The organism is Lentzea albida, assembly GCF_900111005.1.
In the GTDB taxonomy this organism is placed as follows: domain Bacteria; phylum Actinomycetota; class Actinomycetes; order Mycobacteriales; family Pseudonocardiaceae; genus Lentzea; species Lentzea albida.
Window position 1 is genome coordinate 973,739 of the sequence record NZ_FOFV01000001.1, and the last position, 22,497, is coordinate 996,235.

A 22,497-nucleotide genomic window follows, 5' to 3' on the forward strand; every position below is an offset into this window, starting at 1 on the left:
TTGGTTCTGAATCGTTGCTTCCCTTGGTTGCGACTCCTGATCACCGGGCCTAGGTTCGGTTGACCGGTCCGCCCGGTGCGGCCGGTGGCACGACGAGGTGCCGGGCGCTGCGGTCTGGCTCCTCCGTGCAGTCGGGAAGGAGGCAGGGCCGATGGGTGCGACAAGGCGCTATCGACTCGCGGCCGGAGTGGGAGCCGCGATGCTCGCGGCGGGGACTCTGACGGCGTGCGGGTCTGGCGACCAGGGCATCACCGTGAACGTCTACAAGTACCCCCAGGAGAACTTCCAGGCCATCGTCGACGCGTGCAACGCGAAGGCCGGCGGGCGGTACAACATCGTCTACAACAAGCTGCCGCGTGAGGCAGATGGTCAGCGCGAACAGATGGTGCGCAGACTCGCGGCCGAGGACGACAGCATGGACGTCCTCGGGCTCGACGTCACGTGGACGGCGGAGCTCGCCAAGGCGGGCTGGATCAAGGAGTTCACCGGCTCCGTCAAGTCGCAGGTGGAGTCCGGCACGTTGAAGACGCCGCTCGACACGGCGACCTACGAGGGCAAGCTGTACGGGGCTCCGGACAACACCAACGTCCAGTTGCTCTGGTACCGCTCGGACCTCGTGCCCACGCCGCCGAAGACGTGGGACGAGATGATCTCCATGGCCGAGGCGCTGGTGGCGGAAGGGAAGCCCGGCCAGATCGTGGGGCAGGGAAAGCAGTACGAAGGGCTCGTCGTGCTGTACAACACGCTCGTCAACTCCAACGGCGGCACGATCCTCGACGAGAACGGCACCAAGGCCGTCGTCGACGACAAGGCCGTGGAAGCGTTGGCGGCGTTGAAGAAGCTCGCCACGTCGAAGGCGATCGACCCGTCGTTCTCCAACGCGGCCGAGGACAACGCGCGCCTCGCCATGGAGAACGGCAACGCGGCGTTCCAGCTCAACTGGCCGTACGTCTACGCGGCGGCGCAGAAGAAGCCGGACTTCGCGAAGAACTTCAAGTGGGCGCCGTACCCCACGGTGAGCGGTGAGCAGTCGAAGGTCACCGTCGGTGGGATCAACTACGCCGTCAGCAACTACACCACGAAGCCGAACGAGTCGTTCGACGCCGTGTTGTGCTTGCGCAGCGCCGAAAGCCAGAAGCTCGCCGCGCTCAAGGACGGCGTGCCGCCGACCATCGAGGCCGTCTACGACGAGCCCGAGATGGCCGAGGCGTACCCGATGCGCGACGACATCAAGGAGACGCTGAAGAACGCGAGTGTGCGGCCGCGCACGCCCGCCTACCAGAACGTCTCGACGGTGATCTCCACGATCCTGTCGCCGCCCGCGGGCATCGACCCGCAGGCCACGGCGGACAGGCTGCGCAAGGAACTGCAGGACGCTCTCGACTCGAAGGGGGTGCTGCCGTGAGCCAGACGACGACAGAGGACACCGCGACGGGAACCGGTGCCTCACCGGCGCCTGTCGCGGCCAGGAAGAAGGTCGCGCTGAGCGAGGGCAAGAAGGCCGAGCGCAGACTCGGCTGGCTGCTCTGCGCGCCCGCCGCCCTCACCATGATCGCGGTGACCGGCTGGCCGATCCTCTACTCGCTGCTGCTCTCGATGCAGAGGTTCGACCTGAAGTTCCCCGACCGGACCGAGTGGATCTGGTTCGACAACTACGTCACCGTGCTCAGCAGCCCGTACTGGTGGAACGCGGTGTGGGTGACGGTCGTGCTGACCGTCGTCACCGTCGCGATCGAGCTGGTGCTGGGCATGTCGCTCGCGCTGATCATGCACCGGGCGCTCGTCGGCCGGGGCATCGTCCGCACGACGACGCTGATCCCGTACGGCATTGTCACGGTCGTGGCCGCGTTCTCCTGGCGCTTCGCCTGGACGCCCGGCACCGGCTACCTCGCCGAGGCGCTGGGCGGTGACCCGGTGCTGACCGAGAAGGTGCCCGCGCTGATCGTCGTGAGCATCGCGGAGATCTGGAAGACCACGCCGTTCATGGCCCTGCTGCTGATGGCGGGCCTGGCGCTGGTGCCGGACGACCTGCTCAAGGCCGCGGCGATGGACGGCGCGAGCGGGTGGCAGCGGTTCATCAAGATCACCGTGCCGATCATGAAGCCGGCGATCCTGGTCGCACTGCTGTTCCGCACGCTCGACGCGTTCCGCATCTTCGACAACCTCTTCGTGCTCACCGCGGGCTCGCAGGGCACGTCGTCGGTGTCGATGCTGACCTACAACAACCTGATCAAGGGCTTGAACCTCGGTATCGGGTCGACCATGTCGGTCCTGATATTCATCATGGTCGCGATCATCGCGTTCGTGTTCATCAAGCTCTTCGGCACCGCTGCCCCCGGCAGTGACGACGGGGGGAAGCGCTGATGGCTGGAATCGGAGGAGCGGAGACCACCGGCAAGAAGGTCGGCTGGGGTGTCCTCAACGCGGTCGTCGTGATCTACGCGCTGTTCCCGGTGCTGTGGATCGTGTCGTTGTCGTTCAAGTCGTCGGCGACGCTCGCGGACGGCAACTTCATCCCCCGGGAGTGGAGCCTCGAGAACTACCAGAACATCTTCTCGACGTCCGAGTTCACGCGGGCGCTGATCAACTCCATCGGCATCGCGCTGATCGCGACCGCGATCGCCGTGGTGTTCGGCACGATGGCCGCCTACGCCATCGCGCGGCTCGACTTCCCCGGCAAGAGCCTGCTGGTGGGCGTCTCGCTGCTGATCGCGATGTTCCCGCAGGTCTCGCTGGTGTCCCCGCTGTTCGAGATCGAGCGCTCGCTCGGCCTCTTCGACACGTGGCCCGGCCTGATCCTGCCGTACATCACGTTCGCGCTGCCGCTCGCGATCTACACCCTGTCGGCGTTCTTCCGCGAGATCCCGTGGGAGCTCGAGAAGGCGGCGAAGATGGACGGCGCGACGCCGGGGCAGGCGTTCCGGCGGGTCATCGCGCCGCTCGCGGCACCGGGTGTGTTCACGACGGCGATCCTCGTGTTCATCTTCTGCTGGAACGACTTCCTGTTCGCGATCTCGCTCACCTCGACCGAGCAGTCGCGGACCGTGCCGGTGGCGCTGTCGTTCTTCACCGGCAGCTCGCAGTTCGAGGACCCGGCCGGGTCGATCGCGGCGGCCGCCGTCGTGATCACCATCCCGATCATCCTCTTCGTGTTGTTCTTCCAGCGCCGGATCGTCGCCGGCCTGACCTCCGGCGCCGTCAAGGGGTGAGTTGACCAATGGCAGAGATCGTTCTGGACAAGGTGACCAAGAGGTACCCCGACGGCGCTTTGGCCGTGCAGGAGGTCAACCTGGAGATCGCCGACGGCGAGTTCATCATCCTGGTCGGACCGTCCGGCTGCGGGAAGTCCACCACGCTCAACATGATCGCGGGCCTGGAGGACATCACCGACGGCGAGCTGCGCATCGGCGGGCAGCGCGTCAACGAGAAGGCGCCCAAGGACCGCGACATCGCGATGGTGTTCCAGTCCTACGCGCTCTACCCGCACATGACGGTGAAGGAGAACATGGCCTTCCCGTTGCGGCTGGCCAAGGTCGACAACGCGACGGTCGAGAAGAAGGTCAAGGAGGCGGCCGAGATCCTCGACCTCTCGCAGCACCTCGACCGCAAACCGTCCAACCTGTCCGGTGGCCAGCGGCAGCGCGTGGCGATGGGCCGCGCGATCGTGCGCAGCCCCAAGGCGTTCCTCATGGACGAACCGCTGTCCAACCTGGACGCCAAGCTGCGCGTGCAGATGCGCACCTCGGTGTCGCGCCTGCAGAAGCAGCTCGGCACGACCACGGTGTACGTGACGCACGACCAGACCGAGGCGATGACCCTCGGCGACCGGGTCGTCGTCATGCGCGGCGGTGTCGTGCAGCAGATCGGCGCGCCGCAGTTCCTCTACGACCAGCCGGCGAACCTGTTCGTCGCGGGCTTCATCGGCTCCCCGTCGATGAACTTCGTGCCGGCGACGCTCGAGAACGGCGCGCTGCGGTCGGTCATCGGCGACGTGACGCTGACGGACCGGGTCCGCCAGCTCGTCGAGGCCGCCGACGCGCCCCGCGAGGTGATCCTCGGCATCCGCCCGGAGCACTTCGAGGACGCGGCGCTGGTCGAGCCGGCGAAGCTGTCGGCGGGCGGCAAGTTCACGTCCCAGGTGGACGTGCTGGAGTCGATGGGCTCGGACAAGTACGCCTACTTCAACCTCACCGGTGAGCAGGCGGCCTCGGCGGAGCTCCAGGAGCTCGCGGCGGACGCGGGATCGGACGACGTGCCGGGTGACGGCATCTCGCTCGTGACGCGGTTGTCGTCGGCGTCCGGCGCGGTGGAAGGCGCCTCGGCGGACATCTGGTTCGACGCGGACAAGGTGCAGCTGTTCGACCCGTCCAGCGGCAGGAACCTGACTTACACGGAACGGTGAATTCTCGTTTTGCGGGCCGTCTTCCCCATGCGGGAAGGCGGCCCGTTCGTGTCACTCGAACGAGTGAGGCACAAAGCCCTCTGTCCTCAGGGGCCGATCAGTCCGGGGAAACTGCCGGGCTGAATTCACGCCGACCATTGGGCGCTCGGCAGCGACATCTCATCGAAACGTGGAGTACGCGGCTCCGGAACGTCCGCACGCTTGTCGAAGGCGGCTACAGGACCACAGGGGGGTCAGGGGAACCGCCGCCCGAGTGAAAGAGAGCGTGCAATGGGGATCCTGGACGGAAAAGCTGTCGTCATCACCGGGGCGGGCCGAGGACTGGGTGAGGCCTACGCCATGCACGCCGCCCTCGCCGGCGCGTCCGTGGTGGTCAACGACAACGACGGTGACCTGGCAGAACGGGTGGCCGAGCACATCCGCGAGTTCGGCGGCCGCGCCGTCGCCTCGAACCACACGGTCGCGGACCCGAGCGAGGCGGCCAAGATCGTCGACCTGTGTCTGGACGAGTTCGGCCGCGTCGACGGCCTCGTGAACAACGCGGGGCTCAACTACGAGACCGCGCCGTGGGAGGACGATCCCGAGACGATCAGGCACGTGGTCGAGGTGAACGTCCTCGGCGTCATCTACACCGGAATCGCGGCAATGCGGGCGATGAGGGCGACCGGTGGCGGTTCCATCATCAACATTTCCTCCGGAGCGTCATTCGGGCAACGCAAACTCGCCACCTATTCGGCGACGAAGGGCGCGGTGGCGTCGCTGAGCTACTCGTGGGCTCTCGACCTGGAATCCGAAGGCATCCGCGTGAACGCCGTGTGCCCCGTCGCGCACACGCGGATGGTGTGGAAGTCCGAACGCTCCCTGCGCGCCATCCCGGCCGACCGCACGCCGGGCAAGGTGGCGCCGCTGGTGCTGTTCCTGCTCTCGGACCGTGCCGAGGGCATCACCGGGCAGGTCATCCGGTGCAACGGCAGGCAGCTGCACATCGTCGGCCAGCCGTACTTCAAGCAGCCGATCCTGGAGAGCGACAACTGGGACACCGCTTCGGTCGAGCGGGCGTTCACGGGCGTGCTGCAGGCGCACCTCGAACCGTACGGGTTGGAGAAGAGGATGCCTCCCCGGCTCCGTGCGCTGGTGGAGCCTTCGCAGACCGCCTGAGCGGGTGGGGGAGGCGTCGTTCGGTGCCCTGTCGGCGCCTCCCGCATCGTTTCGATCAACTGTGGACGGTCGCGCGCGACGCGGTGCTAGCTTCCGCGCGTGGTCTCGCAGCTTCCTTCTTACGTCGACGTCAACTTCGACGACGACGAACTCATGAGCACGGCCCTGGCGCTGGTCTCCGGTGAACTCGGCCCCGCTCTCCGCCTCATCGCCGCCACCCGTGAGCAGCCGCACCGCCACGAGCTGGTGCTCGACGTGCTCGGCGGCGCGGGCACCGTCGTCCTGCCGCGGTTGCTCGACGCGCACGAGGAACGACCGGACGACCGGGAGCTGCTGCTGTTGCTGGGCAGCGCCCAGTCCGTCGCGGGGTGGGAGTCGCGGGGTGCGGCGGGCGCGGACCGGACCACGGAGGAGCAGTGGGACGGGCTGCGGAAGTTCTCCCACCTGGCACACGAGACGCTGCACCGCGCCGCCGCCCTCGACCCCGACGACGTCGCGCCGTGGGCGTTGATGATGTCGATGGCCGTCGCACTGCCCACCCATCGACGTGAGGCCGCGGAGGTCTACGAGGAGGTCGTGAAGCGGGTCCCCGACCTGTTCAACGCGTCGTTCCGGCGGCTGCACGCGGCCTGTGCGAAGTGGTACGGCAGCCACGAGGAGATGTTCGGGTTCGCGAGGAGCACCGCCGACGGCCTGCCCGACGGCCACCCGCTGCTGGCGCTGATCCCCACCGCGCACATCGAGATGCACGTGTACCTGACCTGGAAGACCAGCTTCGCGGTGCGGATGTGGCAGACCATCAGCCGGTCGTACCTCAAGAAGCAGCGAGCCGAGGTCGACGCCGCGTCCGACCGCCTGCTCGCCGGTGCCGACGACCACCCGCGTTCCCCGTGGGCACACCAGATCTTCGCGAACTACTACTACGAGCTCTTCGTGACCGACAGGCTCGCCCAGCACCTCGCCCGCGGCGGTGAGCGCGCGTCGCGGTGGCCCTGGGGTTACAGCGGGGACGCGGACGCGCAGTTCGCGCGGGCGCACTCGCACGTCGCCCGGTTTCACCGCCAGGACGGGTAGCCCGGCGCGACCTCCGCGTAGCGCTCGCCCCACGCCGGCGGCGTCTCGTCGTGCAGGAAGGCGTTCGCGCGGTCGAAGAACGCGTGCGTGCCCGGCGCGAAGCCCTTGGCGTTGCGTTCGGAGAGTCCGGTGTGGGTGAAGCGGAGCAACGTCTCGTCGCCGTCCGCGGTGAGCTCGTAGCGCACGACGCTGTCCTCCACGATCCGCTGGTGCCACTCGTGTTCGAAGACCGCGTGGCCGTTCCGCGGCGGCTGCCAGGTGAGGATGCGGCCCGTCACGCGCTTGGCGTCCATCGGCGCGGGCGGGTCCTCGGGCTCGATGACGACCGATCCGCTCCGCGGGTCGACGGTTCCCTCGCCGAACCACGCCTTGCGCTCGGCGTCGTCGGTGATGGCCGACCACACGCGGTCGATCGGGAACGCGAACCTGCGGTGGAACGTGAGGGTGGCGTGCTCGCCGTCGACGGTGATGGTGCCGAGGTCGTTCATTCGCTCTCCAGGTGCTGTCGCAGTGCGTCGAGGTGGGTGCGCCAGAAGCGGCGGTACGGGGTGATCCAGTCGTCGATGCGTTGCAGGCCTTCGGGTTTGAGCGCGTAGATGCGGCGCTGGCCGTCGGGCCTGACCTCGACCAGTCCGGTCTCCCTGAGGACGCGCAGGTGCCGGGACACGGCGGGCTGGGTGAGCGACGGCAGGCTGTCGACGAGCTCGCCCGCGGTGCGCTCACGTTCGGCCAGCAGCGTGATCAGGTGCCGGCGGTGGGGTTCGGCCACGGCCTCGAAGACGTCCACGTGCAAATTTATAACGTTTGGCGTATATACGCGCAAGGTTATGCGTTAGGTTGGGGCGGTGAGAGAAGACCTCGACGGGCTGCGGGAACTCGTCCCGCCTCCTGCCCGGCCACAGCTCGGTGACCAGACGTGGGAGTGGCTGTTCACGAGGCTGGGTTCGCGACTTCCCGCCGACTACGTGGAGTTCATGGAGACCTACGGCGGCGGCGCGTGGGCCGGCTGGCTGCGGTTGTGGGCGCCGCTGGACGCCGGGGACATGGGGCTGGCGGCGTGCGCGGGAAGCCTGCTCGGTGCCGAACGGCAGGCCAGGGCGGAGTTCCCGCACCACTACCGGCTGCCGCTGTACCCGGAACCCGGTGGCCACCTCCCGTTCGGGGACTCGATCGACGGTGACCGGATCGGCTGGCTCACCTCCGGTCCGCCGGACGAGTGGCAGTTGGTGCTGATGCCGAGGCACGAGGACGAGGAGTCGCGGTTGTCCGGTTCGCTCGCGGGCACGGTGCTGCAGTGGCTCAGCGGGCGGCTGAGGGTGGCGGGGCTCTACCGGTTCGACGAGGACGAGCTGGCGGAGGCCGCTACGTTCCGCGTCTGGGGTACCTGATCACCGAATGAGGTGTTCGGGTGACGTTTGCGCACGTCACACGGATGGCTGCCGAAATTGTCGGTGGTGGCTGTCACCATCGGGACATGGCCGAGCGCAAACCCAGAGTCACCGACTGGCGACTCGTCGTGCAGTCCCGGTTGGACCGGGTCCGCGCGGATCTGGCTGCCCTCGGCCCGTCCGACCCGGTCGATCCCGAAGGCGACGTGTGGCGCCACACGGCCGAATCGCAGGCCGCCGTGGTCGAGGAGATGCTGAGCTCCCGCGAACCGTGGTGGCGCATGCTGCCGTCGTGGTGGTCGGGCTGGTACATCGAACGGGCGTGGCGCGCCCTGCACGAGGCCGAGGTGGCGACGATCTCGGCCGAGCGCGGCTTCCTGGGCCGCCTGCCGGGCCTGCGGGCGCGGGTGGCGCAGTACCTCGACGAGGACGACCCGCGCCGCCGCGGCCTGGAGGCGTTGCGGCCGGGGGAGTTCACGCCCGCGGTGGAACGGGCGATCGTCGTCGACGCCCTGCGCGCGGCCTACGACAACTCGGACTTCGCCCACGCGGGCTCCCGCGCGCTGCGCAACAAGCTGATCGCCGCGTCCCTCGTGCTGTTCGTGATCAACACGGTGCTCGGCGTCGTCGGCATCGTGAAGCCGGGCATCATCCCGCTGTGCGTCGACCCGAAGGAGAACGCGCTCCCGACGGTCTGCCCCGGCGGTACGGCGAAGGCGTCCGGAGTGGACGTCTGGCTGGTGCAGGTGCTCGGCGCGTTCGGCGCGGTGCTGGCCGCGGTGGTGCTCCTCTTACGCCGCCGGCCATCGCTCTCGCCGTACGTGATGATCGGGTACCAGGCCCTCATCAAGATCATGCTCGGCGCGGCACTGGCGGTGGTCGGGATCCTGGCGCTCGGAGCGGGCGTCACGAGCGGTCTGATCGGCATCCCGTCGGCGGCGGCCCTGCTGCTGTGGGCGGTCATCTTCGGTTACGCGCAGCAGATCGGCACGCGGCTGCTCGACAAGTACACCGACGAGGTGCTGGACCAGGCACGTCCGTTGCCGGACGCGGACGCGCCGCGGGTGGCGCCGCGCTGACCCTCAGCTCGTGCGCGGGTAGCTGATCAGCTCGTCGGTGCTCGCGTACCGGGTGAAGCCGACCTTCTCCAGCACGCGGGCCGACGCCGTGTTGGACGGTTAGACGTTCGCGTGGACGGCGTAGCCGCGGCCCTGGCGTGAAGGCACCACGCCGTACCCGATCTCCACCCGCCCGTCGGAAGGAGGCCAGAACAGGCCCAGTGATCCCACAACTTCATCCGTCGACCGCTCGATGACCAGGCGGTGGCCGAACGGCGACAGCCGCTGAGGGTTCGAGGCGAGCACGCCGGCACGCCAGCGACGGGCGGGCGGGGGTGTGACCGAGTTTCGGTGGGCGGCAGGCGGGTCACGTGGGCCGTGCGAGCCGTGGGCTGGCCACCTGCCGTGCGCCAGCCACGCGTAAGCCGCGTCTCGGCCGCCTGCGCCGGCCACGCCCCAGCGGCGTGCGCTGCGTCCCAGCCACGCCTAACCGCGGGACCCCCGCCCCTGCGACTGGCTCTCCTCCCGCACGGCGTTGATGACGTCGGCGTCCCACCGGTGCGTCCGGATCAGCCGGTACCGCTCCGCCGCGACCCACATGTACGCCTCGGTCTCGTTCCTGTCCCTGATCATGTCGGCCTGCCGCAGCATCGCCACGACGGGCCGGTACTCGTCGGCGTACCACCGGCGCGCCACCTCGGCGCGGTCGAGGAACTGGCCCGTGTCCTGCATGAGCCGGAACCCCCACGCCTCGACGTGCTCGCCGAGCTGCGCGTAGTGCCACGGGTCGGACAGGACGACGGCGGCGCGGGCCTCGCCCGACAGGGGCACCCGTTCCAGGAAGAGGCGGCGGTAGTCCTTCACGATCAGGTCGCCGCGGTAGCGGATGCCCGAGGAGTTGAGGCGGGTGATCACCTGCGTCACGTACGCGTCGATCACCTCCAGGCCGAGGGCGTGCGCGACCGAGACGCGGTGGTGGCCGTCGATGATGAAGTGCAGCTCGCCGACCCGGTACACCTCGATCGGCGGCACGCTCTCGCCTCGGCGGGCGGCCAGGGCGAGGCGTTGCCAGCGTTCGCGAACGCGGCTCGAGGTCGGGCGGAAGCGGCGGTCGAAGTCGCGGGTGCGGTCGACGCTGCCCACGATCGAGTCGAGCCTGATCGACTGCAGGCCCAGGCGCTTCTCCGACGCCATGCCGAGCGCCTCCACGACCTCGTGGAACGGCAGCATGATGTTGACGTCGTCCGGCTCGCGGCGCAGCCACGTCGCGAGGCGGGACATCACCTGGCTGCGGCGGGCGCGCTGGAAGTCGTTCTCGGCGTCGGCCGCGGGGAAACCGGTGTCACGCCTCATCGCGTCCTCCTGGGACGTCGAGCACCTTCAGCGGAACGACGTTGACCACGCGCGTGGTGCCCAACGAACGGTCTGGGCGCACGTGGCCGTGCGGGTGGATGTGGCCGTGCAGCATGAACGAGGGCTGCAGGCGCGAGACGAGCGCACCAAGACATTCGAAGCCGCGGTGCGGCGCGTCGGGTTCGTCGCCGCAGTCGCGCGGCGGTGAGTGGGTCAGCAGCACGTCCACGCCACGTCCGTCCCGCAGCCTGCGCCAGCCGGCCAGCCGGGACACCCGGCGGGCGCGGCGGGCCTGCTGCCGTTCCGTCCACTGGTTCGGGCCTTTGTTGTAGCGGATCGAACCACCGAGACCGGCGATGCGCAGCCCGGCCACGTCGACCACGCGTTCGTCCGCGTTCACCGCACCGGTTGGACCTGGCCAGCGCACCGGCACGCCCGCCTTGGTCCACAGGCCGCGCACGTTCGAGTAGCCGGACAGGTCGGCGTCGTGGTTGCCGGGCACGAACACGACGGGCTTCTCCAGCGCGTTGGCCAGGTGTTCCAGGTAGTCGAACGGCAGGTCGCCCGCCGCGAGCACCAGGTCCACACCGGCGTACTGGTGCACCTGGTCGGTCCACAGCTGCTCGACCACCTCGTCCGCGACCGCCAGAATCCGTGCCATCCCAGCAGCGTAATGAGGTCTTTCACCACATGACGGGCGGCGGAGCTGCCGTTAGCGTGAACACCGTGCTTGCCGAGCTGTTCGCCGCGGCCGCCCACGGCTGCCGCGACCGCAGTCCGCTGACCCAGCGACTCCTCACCGACGCCGCCGCCGACCTGGAGCGGGGCGGTGTCACGGCCAGGATCATGGCGGGCTCCGAACGCGACCGGGAGGGCACGGTGCCGGGCCTGCGGTTCGCGGGCGCCGTCCACCGGCTCGTGCTCGAAGGACGCGCGCCGGGCCTCGCGAAGCACTACCCGACCGCCGGCGGCCGGCCGGACCTGCCCGCGTTGTGGGAGGACGCGGTGCCCGCCCTCACCGAGCACGCCGACCTGCTCCGGCAGCGGGTCCAGGCCACCGTCGTGCAGACCAACGAACCCGGCCGCAGCGCACCCCTCTACGGAGGACTGGTGGTCGCCGCGCAGGAGGCCGCGAAGGTCGCCGGCCGGCACGTGCCGTTCTGCGTGCGGTTGCTGGAGGTCGGCGCGAGCGGCGGGCTCAACCTGCGCCCGCACCACGTCGGCTACCAGCTCCCGGACAGGGTTCTCGGCGATCCGGACAGCCCGCTGGTGCTCGACCCCGGGTGGACCGGCAGGCCGCCCGCGGACCTGGACCACCGGCTGCGCGTGGTCGGCAGGGCGGGCTGCGACCTGCACCCGGTCGACGTGTCCACAGAGGACGGACGGCTGCACCTGAGCTCGTTCGTCTGGGCGGACCAGGTCGACCGGTGGAACCGCCTGCGCGCCGCCCTCGACCTCGCCGCGACCGATCCGGTCCGCGTCGAGCGCTCGCCGGGCCCGGAGTGGCTCGCGAAACAGCTCGCCAGGGCCGAACGCGACGTGCTCACCGTCGTGTGGCATTCCGTGGTGTGGCAGTACGCCTCGCCCGCGGACCGGGCGATGGGCAGGGCCGTGCTGGCCGACGCGGCCGCGAAGGCGACGCCCACGACACCGTTGGCACTGCTGGTCTTCGAGCCCCGCAGGAGCGACGACCCCGGCGAGGTGTACCGGTTCGAGCTGCTGCTCAAGCTGTGGCCCGCCGGGCTCTCGCTGAACCTCGGCCACGGCGCGGGGCACGGCACGCCGTTCACCTGGGACGTCACCCCTTGGGAGTGACCACCGGGTTCACCACGTACCGCCCGTCCTGCAGTTCCACCGGCAGCCGGAACTCCGCGCGCGTGCCTGCGTGCGAGTACGCGACGACGATCGCGCCGTCGCGGTAGGTGCCGCTTTCCACCTGGGCGGTCTTGAAGTGGTCGACCGTCGACTTGGCGACGTCCTCACCGCCGACCGCGAGCAACGGCTCCAGCCGGTGGAAGTCGTGTGCCCGCAAGGCGTTCGTCACCTCGACGGCGAGCTGGTCCGGCGACTCCTCACCGGGTTCCGGCCAGAACGCGATGGACGCGAAGACCATCAGCAGCCAGCCCACGGCGAACACCATGATCCAGAACCGCAGGTTGGTCAGCTGCCTCCGCACGTCAGGGCGTCCCGCTGATCAGCACGAACACGGTGGTGATCCAGCAGAGCAGGAACGCGAGGATCCAGAAGCGGATGTTGGTCAGGATTCTGGTCATGACAGGGCCCTCCTACAACGAACAAAGCGAGCGAAAACGGGGCTACAGCCAGCGATTTCGGCGCAGTATTCGGTAGAGCGTGAGGCAGGCGACGAGGACCAGGCTCATCACCAGGGGATAGCCGAACTTCCACTTCAGCTCGGGCATGTAGTCGAAGTTCATGCCGTACACGCCGACGACCATGGTGGGCACGGAGATGATCGCGACCCACGAGGTGATCTTGCGCATGTCGGTGTTCTGCTGCAGCGTGATCTTCGCGAGCGTCGCGTCGACCAGCGTCGTCAGCAGTTCGTCGAACGCGGTGACGCGCTCGGAGACCTCGGTGAGGTGGTCGTCGACGTCGCGGAAGAACGCCCGCACCTGCTCGGGGATGAGCGGCGTGTAGCCCTCCGCCAGGCGGCGCAACGGGTTCGCGAGCGGCATGACCGCGCGGCGCAGCTCCACGACCTCGCGCTTGAACATGTAGATCTGCTCCGCGCTCACCTCGGTGCGCGGCGCGAAGACCCGTTCCTCCATGCGGTCGATGTCGTCCTCGATGTGGTCGGTGACCTCGAGGTAGTTGTCGACCACCTGGTCCGCGATCGCGTGCATCACCGCGGACGGGCCGATCTCGAGCCGCTCCGGGTCCTCCTCCAGCACGTGCCGGAGCTTGGACAGGCCGGAGTGGTTGCCGTGCCGCACGGTGATGACGAAGTCCTTGCCCAGGAACACCATGATCTCGCCGGACTCGACGATCTCGTTGGCGGTGTCCGGGTGCTCGTTCGTCACGTAGCGCACGGTCTTGAAGACCATGAAGAGCGTGTTGTCGTACCGCTCGAGCTTCGGGCGCTGGTGCGCGTGCACCGCGTCCTCGACGGCGAGCTCGTGCAGTCCGAACGTCTCGGCGATGCCCTCGATCTGCTCCGCGTCCGGCTCGTGCAGGCCGATCCAGACGAAGCCGTCCTTGCGCTTGCGCACCTCTTTGACGGCGTCGGTGTGCGTCCAGCGGCCCGGCAGTCGCTTGCCGTCGACGTACACGGCGCAGTCGACGACGTAGTGCGACAACGGCACGGAGATGTGCGGCGGCGTCGGGCGCTGCTGAGACCCGCGGCCGCGGATCGAGGGCAGGCTGGGCATGGTGGGTTCCTCCAGGTACACGCCGGCGTGAAGTGCGAAAGCACGACGGGCGTCCTGACCCGGTGGAACTGGAACGTTCTAGACGGAGCTAGAAGGCCACCTCGGTGAGGACGCGCTTGGTACTGGCAGGGTGGGGGTCCTTGCTCATTTAGGGGTCCTCACCTCCTCGGGGCGAAGTCACTGGTGGTGGAAATCCTCACACACCGGTTGCCGAGGGTACTCCCCCCGCGTAAAGACTGTCTCCCCACCTGACACAGATCTCGATCACACGTAGCTGGAGGCGCGGTGCAGTTCGGTCGGTACTACGAGGAGTTCGAGGTCGGCGCGGTCTACAAGCACTGGCCCGGCAAGACGGTGACGGAGTACGACGACCACCTGTTCTGCCTGCTGACGATGAACCACCACCCGCTCCACATGGACGTGAACTACGCGGAGAACACGACGGACTTCGGCAAGAACGTCGTCGTCGGCAACTACATCTACTCGTTGCTGCTGGGCATGTCCGTGCCCGACGTCTCCGGCAAGGCGATCGCCAACCTGGAGATCGAGTCGCTGCGGCACGTGAAGCCGACGTTCCACGGCGACACGATCTACGGTGAGACCGAGGTGCTCGACAAGACGCCGTCCAAGTCGAAGGACGACAGGGGCGTCGTCTACGTGGAGACTCGCGGTTACAAGCAGGACGGCACGGTCGTGTGCATCTTCCGGCGGAAGGTCATGGTGCCGAAGCGGTCCTACGGCGAGGCTCGCGGAGGCGAGCAGCCGGGGCGCCCTGAACCCAAGGAGTGAAGTGACTTCTCTGGATCTGGCACAGCGACGTCTGCGGGAGTTCGCGGAGGAGGCCGCGGCGATCTCGCCGCTCTACGAGCACCTCGCGTCCCGTGCCGCCGCCGATCCGGAGGTCGCCGGCCTGCTCACCGCCGCCAGCGAGGACAACGCCACGGGCGAGCTCCTGCTGGCGGCGGCGCACCGGCTCGTGCAGGCCGAGCCGTTCCACCGGCTCTCGAACTACTACCCGTCGCTCGGCGGGACCTACGGCGCCGACGAGAGCACCTGGCCGTTGTTCCGGGACTTCCTGCTCGAACGCGCCGACCGCGTGCGGGCGCTGGTGAGCTCGCAGGTCGTCCAGGCGAACGAGGTGCGGCGCGCGGCCCTGCTCTACCCGGCCGTCGCGGCCGCGGCGAAGCAGGCGGGCGGGCCGATCGGGCTCGTGGAGGTCGCGACGACGGCCGGGCTGCTGCTCGGGCTCGACCAGTACTCGTACCGCTACCAGACCGCGGAGGCCGGGCAGGTCGTCGCCGGGCCCGCGAAGGCCGCCCTCGGCCTGCACTGCGCCCTGGAGCTCGCGCCCGGCGCCGCGCTGCCGAAGCTGCCCAAGACGGTCAAGGTCGCCGCGAAGGCCGGGATCGGGGAGGCCACCGCCGACCTGGCCGACGAGGACGCCTACGCGTGGCTGGAGGCCTGCGTGTGGGCCGACCAACCGGAACGGCTGCGTCTGTTCGGGGTGGCCTCCGGCGTCCTGCGCAAGAACCCGCCCCGCCTCGTGACCGGGGACCCGGTCGCGGACCTCGCGAAGGTCGTCGAGCCGATCGACGCGCCGCTCGTCGTCATCACGAGCGGGTCCGACCTCGACCTCGTGCCCGCATTGTCGGCTTTGGGCAGACCTGTCTGGTGGGCCGCGCACGAGGCCGGTGAGCTGCGGTTGGTCCGAATCGGTGATTCGGGCGCGGAGACGACCGTTCTGGCGACGACCGAGGCCCACGGGCAACGTCTTGTTTGGCGCTGAACGCCCGTCCCCGATCGCGTGAACCCTGATCAGGCCTTGGGCAGGCAGTTCCAGCCGGAGAGCGCTTCCACGAGCCCGTCGGTGGTCGGAAGTGTGTCCAAGGTCGCACCGTCGACCCAAGCGACATCCGATGCGTCGTCGCCCGCTCGGAGCACACCCGACGTGACCTGGCATTCGTAGTCGAAGATCTGGAAAACCCCGTTCGGGGCCGGTCGCTCCACGTGGCCGACGAGGCGTCCGACGGTGACGGAGAGTCCCGTCTCCTCGATCAGTTCCCTAGTCACAGCCGCCTCATCGGTCTCACCCGGCTCCACGCGCCCACCCGGTATCGACCACATGCCCTCACCAGGCGGATTGGCACGTCGCACGAGCAATAGTCGCCCGAACGAGTCATGAACGACGGCTCCGACGCAACGGATCGTGCGCTTGCTGCTGGGCGTCACGATCACGAAGCGTAGTCACACCGGAACGGCGGTGCAGTTCGCTACCCCGGCTGCGGTACAAATCTCCCAAGGTGCTGAATCGTGCTGTACAACGGTCACGAACGGCGCCAAACGGGTGCGACGCGGACGGGGTGGACACCGTGAACTTGAAGAAGATTCTCACTTTCGCTGGAATCGCCTTGCTGCTCTTCTTCCTCATCGCGGAGCCCCAGCAGGCGGCCCAACTCGTGCAGAACATCCTCAACTCGCTGCGAACTGCGGCTGAGGCCCTGATCACCTTCGTGCGACAATTGTTCTAGGCCCCACGGGTTCGCCCGGGGCAGGACTGAGCACTGGCTGGCATCGGGAAAGGGCTGGTAGCGCATGTTCGCACCACGTGATCCGGACGACTACCTCCTGCCGAGCGAGCGTCGGGTCATCCGTGTGCGCAGGCACTGGTCCTACCTGATCTGGGACGTCCTGGAGGCGGCGGCGCTGCTCGCCGGCTTCATGATGATCTCCTACCTGCTCCCGGCGGACGCCGCGGTGATCCAGAACGTGCTCTGGTACGGGGCTCTGCTCGTGCTGCTGCGCGTGGCGTACTTCATCATCGAGTGGTGGGTGGAGCGCATCGTCGTCACCGACAAGCGCTTCATGCTGACCTCGGGCGTCTTCGAGACCAAGGTCGCGATGATGCCCATCACCAAGGTCACCGACCTCACCTACGAACGCACCGTGGGCGGGCGCATGCTCGGCTACGGCACGCTCATCGTGGAGTCGGCGGGACAGATCCAGGCGCTGAACCGCCTGGAGTTCCTGCCGAACCCCGAAGAGGTCTACGACGCCATCTCGGAGCTGACCTTCGGCGACAAGAAGGCGCAGGCCGAGCGGTTCTCGATGATCAAGGCCCAGCGCGCCGCGCGCGGCAAGAAGATGGTCCCGTAACACCGGTCGTGCACCACGTCGTCCACACTGGACGACGTGGTCATCGATCTGCACACCCATTCGTCCGAGTCCGACGGTACCGACAGCCCCGCAGACCTGGTGAGGGCCGCGGCCCTCGCGGGGCTCGACGCGGTGGCGATCACGGACCACGACACGGCGGCCGGGTGGGCCGAGGCCGAGGCGGCGCTGCCGTCGGGCCTGCGGCTGGTGCGCGGCGCCGAGCTGTCGTGCTCCTCGGCGGACGGCTACGGCCACACGATCACCGTTCATCTGCTGGCGTACCTCTACGACCCGACGCACGCCATGTTGATGAAGGAGCAGTCACGCCTGCGTGAGGAACGGCGCGCGCGGCTGCAGAAGATGGCCGAGATGATGCAGGCCGACGGCTTCCCGATCGACCCGGTCGACCTGATGTCCCGCCTGCCGTTCGACGCGCCGGCCGGCCGCCCGCACCTCGCCCAGGCGCTGATCCGCGCCGGTGTGGTGACGTCGGTCGACGAGGCGTTCGCGACGTTCCTGACCGGCGGCCAGTACTACGTGGGCCGCACCGACACCCCCGTCGAGCGCGCGATCGAGATGATCACCGAGGCGGGCGGCGTGACCGTGCTGGCCCACCCGTTCGCCCGCTCCCGCGGCCCCGTCGTGGCGCCCTCGGTCGTGCGGTCGCTCGCCTCGATCGGCCTGGCCGGCGTCGAGGTCGACCACCCGGACCACGACGTCGAGACCCGGCGGTCGCTGAGGTCGCTCGCGGACTCGCTGGGGCTGGTCGTCACCGGGTCGAGTGACTACCACGGCACGAACAAGACCGTGCGGCTCGGCGCGGAGACGACGGCGCCCGAGATGCTGGATGCTCTGGCCGAGAGGGCGACGGGCTGCAAGATCCTCGTCGGATAAGGCGGTGTTCGCGTGTTCAACCTGCGGCTCTTCATCGAGGCCTCGATCACCCTGCTGGTGATCATGGACCCGCCCGGCACCGTGCCCGTGTTCCTGGGGCTGGTGGGGCGCAAGTCCCGCGAGGCCCGCAAGAGGGCCGCGCGTCAGGGCGTGCTGGTGTCGTTCCTGGTGATCACGCTGTTCGCCGTCGCCGGCAACTCGATCCTCGCGTACATGCACATCGGCATCCCCGCCCTGCAGGGCGCGGGCGGGTTGCTGCTGTTGCTGATCGCGCTCGACCTGCTGACCGGCAAGGGCGCGACCAACCACCCCGAGGTCGAGGACGTGAACATCGCCCTCGTGCCGCTGGGGACGCCGCTGCTGGCCGGGCCCGGTGCGATCGCGGCGACGATCGTGTTCGTGCGCCAGGCGGACGGCGCGTGGGGTTCCTACTTCGCCCTGGCCGCGGCGATCGTGGCCGTGCACCTCGTGCTGCTGGGGACGCTGCGGTCCGCCGGTCTGCTGATCAAGGTGTTCAAGGAGAGCGGCATCCTGCTGATGGCCAAGATCGCCGGTCTGCTGCTGGCCGCGATCGCCGTGCAGCTCGTCGCGTCGTCCGTGCAGGGCTTCATCACGTCGGGCGTCTAGCGCTCGATGCGCGCGCTGTCGCCGTCGATGATGATCGGCCGTTCGATGAGGCTCGGGTTGGCGACCATGTGCTCGATCCACTTCGCGCGGTCGTGCTCGAGGGTCACGGGGTAGGCGGCCTCCTTCTTGCGCGCGATCTCCCAGGGCTGCTTGTCCAGCAGCTCTAGGACGTGGTCGAGCTCCTCGAAGGTGGGCACGTCGTCGAGATAGCGCCGTTCGGTGTATTCGACGTTGCTCTCGTCCAGGCGCTGCTTGGCCGCGCGGCTCTTCGAGCAGCGGGGGTTGTGCCAGATCTCCATGCGGTTGATTTTCTGTCAGGGTGGCTGAGTAACTTGGCCGGGGTGGAACAACTCGGCTTCGACTTCGGCACCGCGGCACCACGTCGGCTCGTGCGCGTCACGCCCGCGAAGCTCGCGACGTGGACGGACTGCCCGCGCCGCTTCCGGATGACGTACCTCGACCGCCCCTCACCACCCCGAGGCGGCGCCTGGGCGCACAACACGCTGGGCGCCGTCGTGCACAACGCGCTGAAGGCCCTGTTCGACCTGCCGGCCGACCGCCGCACCCCGGACCAGGCCGTGGCCCTGGTCAGCCGCCAGTGGAAGTCCGAGGGCTTCCGCGACGTGGACCAGGCCGCCGAGTACCGCACCCGGGCCCAGGGCTGGGTCCACGAGTACGTCTCGTCCCTGGACGTCGACTTCGAACCGCTCGGCGTCGAGCGCTGGGTGTCCTCCCCGACCGAGCGCATCGTCGCCGAGGGCCGCGTGGACCGCATCGACCACCGCGACGGCGAACTGGTCATCGTCGACTACAAGACCGGCCGCCACGTCCTGACCTCCGACGACGCCCGAGGCTCCCAGGCCCTGGCGCTGTACGCGCTGGCGGCCCGCCGCACCCTGCGCAAACCGTGCCGCCGCGTCGAACTGCACCACCTGCCGTCCGGCTCGATCGCCGTGTGGGAGCACACGGAGGAGTCGCTGGCGCGGCACGTGCGGCGGGCGGAGGAGGCGGCGGACGAGATCGACCTGGCCACGGAGACGCTGAAGGCGGGTGGGGACCCGGAGGTGCTGTTCCCGCCGGTCACGGGGCGGCAGTGCCAGTGGTGCGATTTTCGGCGGAGTTGTGCGGAGGGGCAGGCGGCGGCTCCGTCGTTGGAGCCTTGGGCGCTGTTGGCGCCTTAGGCGGTGGCGGCCTCCGGCTTGCTGGGGCTCCGGCTTGCCGCCGTGTGGCCCGGAAGGGTGTCTGGAGTGCGGCTTTTGCCGTAGCCGTGGCGGCGGCCGTCCGGGTCATGCCTGCCCGCGCACCCCAGGACCCGTAGGGTGGCGGGAGTGGACGTGGAAGCAGCAAAGCGGCCGTCGCGGACCTACGGACTCCTGCGCGCCGTGAGCGGTGTGCTCGCGGTGGGCTTGGTGCTGCTCGCCCTGGGGAACATCGGCGTCCAGTTCTACGCGAACTCCCGCGATCTGCCGGGGCCCGGCACGTTGTCTGTGGTCGCGCACGTGGTGGCGGCGTTGCTGGTGGTCGCGGCGCAGATCGTGGCCGACCGGTACGCGGACTGGAAGGCGCCGGTCGCGTCCGTCGTGGTGCTCGTGGTCACGGGCGTGACGTTGTGGACGTTCTGGTGGGCCTAGCCCGCGGTTGAGTCGCGGGCGCGCCGCCGGCCAAGGCCGGTCCGCACCTCAGCAAGCCGGCTCACGACATCGGCCAAGGCCGCGCCACACCCCGGCAGGCCCGCTCACGCCGCCGGCCGAGGCCGCGCCGCACCCCAGCAAGCCGGCTCAGGACGTCAGCCACGCCCGCCAGGTCGGCAGGAGGGTGGCGATGAGGTCCAGCGGCGCCTCGGTGTTGGGGGAGTGCATCACGCCCGGCAGCACGGCGAAGTCCGCGTCCAGGCGTTCCGCCATGTCGCGCTGGGCGGCTGGGGTCCAGGCGTCGTCCGCGTCGCCGCACACCACCAGGCACGGCGTGCCGGAGGAGCGGAGGGCGCGGGCCAGTTTGGCGACCTGGTCCGGTTCGAAGCGCAGGCCGTTGGCCATGCCCAGGAGGGCGGCGGCGTTCGACTTGAGGAACCTCGCGCGGTAGAAGTCGCGCAGTTCCTGCGGTAGTGCGGCGTAGGCCGGGTTCTGTTGTGACCGCAGCTCGTTCAGCCTCTGGGTGCCCTCCACGCCCTGTTCGGCCAGCACGTGCTCGCCCACTTCGAGGACGGTGCGGCGTTCGCCTGCCGGGATTTCCGCTGGGCCCGACGACATCAGGGTCAGGCCGGCGATCGGGGCGCCCGCGAAGACCGCGGCGCGTGCCACCAGGCCGCCGTAGGAGTGGCCGAGCAGCAGGACTTTCCGGCCGTCCGCGGCGATCTTGCCGATCAGCTCGGCGATGACCGAGCCGAGCGGGCCGGGGCGGTAGAGCGCCTCGTCGTCCGGGCCCGCCGAGTCCTGCTGGCCCGGCAGGTCCAGGGCGACGACCTCGAAGCCCGCGTCGGCGATCGGGTCGATCATCGGTGCGAAGTCCTCTTTGGACCCCGTGTAGCCGGGCACCAGCAGCACGGTGGTGCGCATCGCGTCGTCGCCCATCGCGGGCGCGCGCAACGCGGCGATCGTGCCGTGGCGGCCCTGGAAGTCGACGCGTTGCGCCCGGTGCGGACTGATCTGCGAGTACACGAGCTGAACTATCGCAGCGCGACCAGGGTTTCGCCACGCTGCTCGAGGACGACGGAACCGGCTGTGGCGAGTTGCACAGGGCCCGTGTGGCCTTCGCGGTCCAGCTTGACCGTGCCCACGACGGCGCCGGTGGCCTGCTCGAACACGCGCAGACCCTCCTGCACCGGGATGATCGCGCGGCCCGCGAGGGTGGTGCCGGCGCCCAGCGTGCCGTCGGCGGTCCACAGTGGAGTGAGCGTGTCGAGCGACAGCGCGATCGTGCGCGATCCGGTGAACCAGAAGGCGTTCGTCTTGGTGTTGAAGACGCGGGACACGTGGTTCGGCGGGTCGGTGAAGTCGGCGGCCGGCACGTCGATCGGGGCCTCGTTGACCTGGTTGCCGGTCTCGGCGTCGTAGATCAGCAGCCGACTCGGGTTCGGCACGGCCACCGCGACGAGCTTGTCGGTGACGGCGACGACCTGCGCGCCCTTCGCGCCGGTGACGGAGCTGCCGAACACCTTGGGCTCGTCGGACTTGTCCGGGTTCGGCTTGAGGATCGTCACGCGGTCCGACGCGTCCTCGGGGCAGCGCTCGATCATCGCGAACCTGCCGGACGCGACGGCGACCGAGCCGTACGTGCAGCCGACGCGCGGCTGCTTGCCCGGGTTCACGATCGCCCGGAGGCCGCCGTACTCGAGGGAGCGCACCAGGTCGTCACGCCGGTAGACCTCGACGAACTTCGAGCCCGTCGTGATCAGGTGCGACCCCTCGTTGAGCAGTGCCGTGCCCGGTTCCGCGTCGCCGTTGCGCTGCGCCCGCCGCTCGCCGGTCACGCCGTCGAGCGACGTGAGCTCCGAGCAGTTCTCGCCCTTGGAGTACAGCGCCATGGCCCGGCCCCAAGCCGAGCTCACGACGCACAACGGCAGGTCGCGCTTGTACGTCCACCGCACGTCGCCGGTCAGCGGGTCGCGCCCGTTGACCTCGCCGCCGTCGCCGGTGACGACCGTCGAGGGCTTCTCCTCGCCGGTCTCCTTCGACGGCGTCAGCACCACCACGGGCGACTGCGACGCGCCGCTGCGCGCCCGCCACACCTCGGAGAGCGACGGCGGCAGCGCGGCCGCCTCGGGCAGCGGGGCCCACGACGACGGCCCGGTGATCGACGTCGTGGCGCGAGCATCGCTGAAGGCCCACGTCAGCACCGACGCCACCACCGACACCACCGCGATCACGGCGACCGCGATGAAGTCGGCGCGGGTGCGCCAGGACCGGGCGGGCGGACGCTCCTCGACGGGCGGCGCTGTCTCGTGCGCGGGCTCGTCGAGGACGTCCTCGACGTCGGTGACGTCGGAACCGGGGGACGACATG

Annotated in this window: 28 protein-coding genes; 17 read left to right on the forward strand and 11 right to left on the reverse strand. The window is 69.3% G+C overall.

Annotation, left to right across the window (positions count from 1 at the left end; translation table 11 throughout):
• Window positions 1-151 precede the first annotated feature (151 nt).
• From BMY74_RS04790 to BMY74_RS04815, 6 genes are all read left to right on the forward strand, one after another.
• Window positions 152-1,405, forward strand: coding sequence for an ABC transporter substrate-binding protein (locus BMY74_RS04790; protein ID WP_089909822.1), 1,254 nt, complete (start codon window positions 152-154; stop codon window positions 1,403-1,405).
• Window positions 1,402-2,364 carry a carbohydrate ABC transporter permease gene (locus tag BMY74_RS04795; protein ID WP_089909824.1) on the forward strand — a complete coding sequence of 321 codons (963 nt, stop codon included), beginning with the start codon at window positions 1,402-1,404 and terminating at the stop codon, window positions 2,362-2,364. Before BMY74_RS04790 ends, BMY74_RS04795 begins: the two co-directional genes overlap by 4 nt.
• Window positions 2,364-3,209, forward strand: coding sequence for a carbohydrate ABC transporter permease (locus tag BMY74_RS04800; RefSeq protein ID WP_089909827.1), 846 nt, complete (start codon window positions 2,364-2,366; stop codon window positions 3,207-3,209). Before BMY74_RS04795 ends, BMY74_RS04800 begins: the two co-directional genes overlap by 1 nt.
• Window positions 3,210-3,217: 8 nt before the next feature.
• Entirely contained in the window at window positions 3,218-4,402 is a 1,185-nt protein-coding gene (locus tag BMY74_RS04805; RefSeq protein ID WP_089909830.1) for an ABC transporter ATP-binding protein, read from the forward strand.
• Between the two features lie 270 nt (window positions 4,403-4,672).
• Window positions 4,673-5,560, forward strand: coding sequence for an SDR family NAD(P)-dependent oxidoreductase (locus BMY74_RS04810; protein WP_089909833.1), 888 nt, complete (start codon window positions 4,673-4,675; stop codon window positions 5,558-5,560).
• 99 nt (window positions 5,561-5,659) lie between these two features.
• Window positions 5,660-6,634 carry a hypothetical protein gene (locus BMY74_RS04815; protein ID WP_089909836.1) on the forward strand — a complete coding sequence of 325 codons (975 nt, stop codon included), beginning with the start codon at window positions 5,660-5,662 and terminating at the stop codon, window positions 6,632-6,634.
• On the opposite strand, the gene BMY74_RS04820 is transcribed toward BMY74_RS04815, so the two are convergent.
• Together BMY74_RS04820 and BMY74_RS04825 are read right to left on the reverse strand one after the other, a co-directional pair.
• Window positions 6,616-7,122: an SRPBCC domain-containing protein gene (locus BMY74_RS04820; protein ID WP_089909839.1), complete on the reverse strand. Its 507-nt coding sequence runs from the start codon at window positions 7,120-7,122 to the stop codon at window positions 6,616-6,618. The two genes, BMY74_RS04815 and BMY74_RS04820, sit on opposite strands and share 19 nt — an antisense overlap.
• Window positions 7,119-7,421: an ArsR/SmtB family transcription factor gene (locus BMY74_RS04825; RefSeq protein WP_089909841.1), complete on the reverse strand. Its 303-nt coding sequence runs from the start codon at window positions 7,419-7,421 to the stop codon at window positions 7,119-7,121. The genes BMY74_RS04820 and BMY74_RS04825 overlap by 4 nt, the downstream gene beginning before the upstream one ends.
• 58 nt (window positions 7,422-7,479) lie before the next feature.
• On the opposite strand from BMY74_RS04825, the gene BMY74_RS04830 reads away from it, so the two are divergent.
• Window positions 7,480-8,022, forward strand: coding sequence for an SMI1/KNR4 family protein (locus BMY74_RS04830; RefSeq protein WP_089909845.1), 543 nt, complete (start codon window positions 7,480-7,482; stop codon window positions 8,020-8,022).
• 86 nt (window positions 8,023-8,108) lie between these two features.
• Window positions 8,109-9,101 carry a hypothetical protein gene (locus BMY74_RS04835; protein WP_089909848.1) on the forward strand — a complete coding sequence of 331 codons (993 nt, stop codon included), beginning with the start codon at window positions 8,109-8,111 and terminating at the stop codon, window positions 9,099-9,101.
• Between the two features lie 99 nt (window positions 9,102-9,200).
• Here BMY74_RS04835 and BMY74_RS46625 read toward each other — a convergent pair whose 3' ends face one another.
• From BMY74_RS46625 to BMY74_RS04850, 3 genes are read right to left on the reverse strand one after another with little or no spacing between them, the layout of a single operon-like run.
• Window positions 9,201-9,533 (reverse strand): GNAT family N-acetyltransferase, encoded by a 333-nt coding sequence (locus BMY74_RS46625; protein ID WP_177229562.1) that lies wholly within the window; start codon window positions 9,531-9,533, stop codon window positions 9,201-9,203.
• A 33-nt stretch (window positions 9,534-9,566) separates the two neighbouring features.
• A complete protein-coding gene (locus BMY74_RS04845; protein ID WP_089909851.1) occupies window positions 9,567-10,433 on the reverse strand; it encodes a ParB N-terminal domain-containing protein in 867 nt (288 codons plus the stop codon).
• Entirely contained in the window at window positions 10,423-11,094 is a 672-nt protein-coding gene (locus tag BMY74_RS04850) for a metallophosphoesterase family protein (RefSeq protein WP_089909853.1), read from the reverse strand. Before BMY74_RS04850 ends, BMY74_RS04845 begins: the two co-directional genes overlap by 11 nt.
• A 56-nt stretch (window positions 11,095-11,150) precedes the next feature.
• On the opposite strand from BMY74_RS04850, the gene BMY74_RS04855 reads away from it, so the two are divergent.
• A complete protein-coding gene (locus BMY74_RS04855; protein ID WP_245785885.1) occupies window positions 11,151-12,248 on the forward strand; it encodes a DUF2332 domain-containing protein in 1,098 nt (365 codons plus the stop codon).
• On the opposite strand, the gene BMY74_RS04860 is transcribed toward BMY74_RS04855, so the two are convergent.
• Together BMY74_RS04860 and corA are read right to left on the reverse strand one after the other, a co-directional pair.
• Window positions 12,232-12,609: a hypothetical protein gene (locus BMY74_RS04860; protein ID WP_089909856.1), complete on the reverse strand. Its 378-nt coding sequence runs from the start codon at window positions 12,607-12,609 to the stop codon at window positions 12,232-12,234. The two genes, BMY74_RS04855 and BMY74_RS04860, sit on opposite strands and share 17 nt — an antisense overlap.
• A 139-nt stretch (window positions 12,610-12,748) precedes the next feature.
• Window positions 12,749-13,822: a magnesium/cobalt transporter CorA gene (corA, locus tag BMY74_RS04865; RefSeq protein ID WP_089910547.1), complete on the reverse strand. Its 1,074-nt coding sequence runs from the start codon at window positions 13,820-13,822 to the stop codon at window positions 12,749-12,751.
• Between the two features lie 285 nt (window positions 13,823-14,107).
• On the opposite strand from corA, the gene BMY74_RS04870 reads away from it, so the two are divergent.
• Both BMY74_RS04870 and BMY74_RS04875 read left to right on the forward strand, forming a co-directional pair.
• On the forward strand, window positions 14,108-14,611 hold the full coding sequence (locus BMY74_RS04870; protein ID WP_089909859.1) for a MaoC family dehydratase: 504 nt from the start codon (window positions 14,108-14,110) through the stop codon (window positions 14,609-14,611).
• 1 nt (window position 14,612) lies between these two features.
• Window positions 14,613-15,608, forward strand: a complete 996-nt coding sequence (locus BMY74_RS04875) for a DUF2332 domain-containing protein (RefSeq protein WP_089909862.1) — start codon at window positions 14,613-14,615, stop codon at window positions 15,606-15,608.
• 29 nt (window positions 15,609-15,637) lie between these two features.
• On the opposite strand, the gene BMY74_RS04880 is transcribed toward BMY74_RS04875, so the two are convergent.
• The gene (locus BMY74_RS04880; RefSeq protein WP_089910550.1) at window positions 15,638-16,051 is read right to left on the reverse strand and encodes an NUDIX hydrolase; all 414 of its coding nucleotides are present in this window, start codon (window positions 16,049-16,051) and stop codon (window positions 15,638-15,640) included.
• Window positions 16,052-16,191: 140 nt separating this feature from the next.
• Between BMY74_RS04880 and BMY74_RS44810 the strand changes: the two genes are divergently transcribed.
• The 4 genes from BMY74_RS44810 to BMY74_RS04895 all read left to right on the forward strand — a co-directional run bounded on the left by BMY74_RS44810 (window position 16,192) and on the right by BMY74_RS04895 (window position 18,496).
• On the forward strand, window positions 16,192-16,350 hold the full coding sequence (locus BMY74_RS44810) for a hypothetical protein (protein ID WP_170067890.1): 159 nt from the start codon (window positions 16,192-16,194) through the stop codon (window positions 16,348-16,350).
• Between the two features lie 64 nt (window positions 16,351-16,414).
• Window positions 16,415-16,975 carry a PH domain-containing protein gene (locus tag BMY74_RS04885; RefSeq protein ID WP_089909866.1) on the forward strand — a complete coding sequence of 187 codons (561 nt, stop codon included), beginning with the start codon at window positions 16,415-16,417 and terminating at the stop codon, window positions 16,973-16,975.
• 36 nt (window positions 16,976-17,011) lie between these two features.
• Window positions 17,012-17,869 carry a PHP domain-containing protein gene (locus BMY74_RS04890; protein WP_425434813.1) on the forward strand — a complete coding sequence of 286 codons (858 nt, stop codon included), beginning with the start codon at window positions 17,012-17,014 and terminating at the stop codon, window positions 17,867-17,869.
• A gap of 12 nt (window positions 17,870-17,881) precedes the next feature.
• The gene (locus BMY74_RS04895) at window positions 17,882-18,496 is read left to right on the forward strand and encodes a MarC family protein (protein WP_256557314.1); all 615 of its coding nucleotides are present in this window, start codon (window positions 17,882-17,884) and stop codon (window positions 18,494-18,496) included.
• Here the strand turns inward: BMY74_RS04895 and BMY74_RS04900 are convergent.
• Complete coding sequence (locus BMY74_RS04900; protein ID WP_089909872.1) at window positions 18,493-18,795, reverse strand: ArsC/Spx/MgsR family protein; 303 nt, start codon at window positions 18,793-18,795, stop codon at window positions 18,493-18,495. The genes BMY74_RS04895 and BMY74_RS04900 overlap by 4 nt on opposite strands.
• A gap of 42 nt (window positions 18,796-18,837) precedes the next feature.
• Here BMY74_RS04900 and BMY74_RS04905 point away from each other — a divergent pair, with 42 nt between their 5' ends.
• A complete protein-coding gene (locus tag BMY74_RS04905) occupies window positions 18,838-19,677 on the forward strand; it encodes a RecB family exonuclease (protein WP_177229563.1) in 840 nt (279 codons plus the stop codon).
• Window positions 19,678-19,830: 153 nt separating this feature from the next.
• Window positions 19,831-20,127 carry a hypothetical protein gene (locus BMY74_RS04910; RefSeq protein WP_143091445.1) on the forward strand — a complete coding sequence of 99 codons (297 nt, stop codon included), beginning with the start codon at window positions 19,831-19,833 and terminating at the stop codon, window positions 20,125-20,127.
• A gap of 147 nt (window positions 20,128-20,274) precedes the next feature.
• Here BMY74_RS04910 and BMY74_RS04915 read toward each other — a convergent pair whose 3' ends face one another.
• Together BMY74_RS04915 and BMY74_RS04920 are read right to left on the reverse strand one after the other, a co-directional pair.
• On the reverse strand, window positions 20,275-21,153 hold the full coding sequence (locus BMY74_RS04915) for an alpha/beta fold hydrolase (protein ID WP_089909881.1): 879 nt from the start codon (window positions 21,151-21,153) through the stop codon (window positions 20,275-20,277).
• A gap of 8 nt (window positions 21,154-21,161) precedes the next feature.
• On the reverse strand, window positions 21,162-22,496 hold the full coding sequence (locus BMY74_RS04920; RefSeq protein ID WP_089909884.1) for an Rv3212 family protein: 1,335 nt from the start codon (window positions 22,494-22,496) through the stop codon (window positions 21,162-21,164).
• Between the last annotated feature and the right edge of the window lies 1 nt (window position 22,497).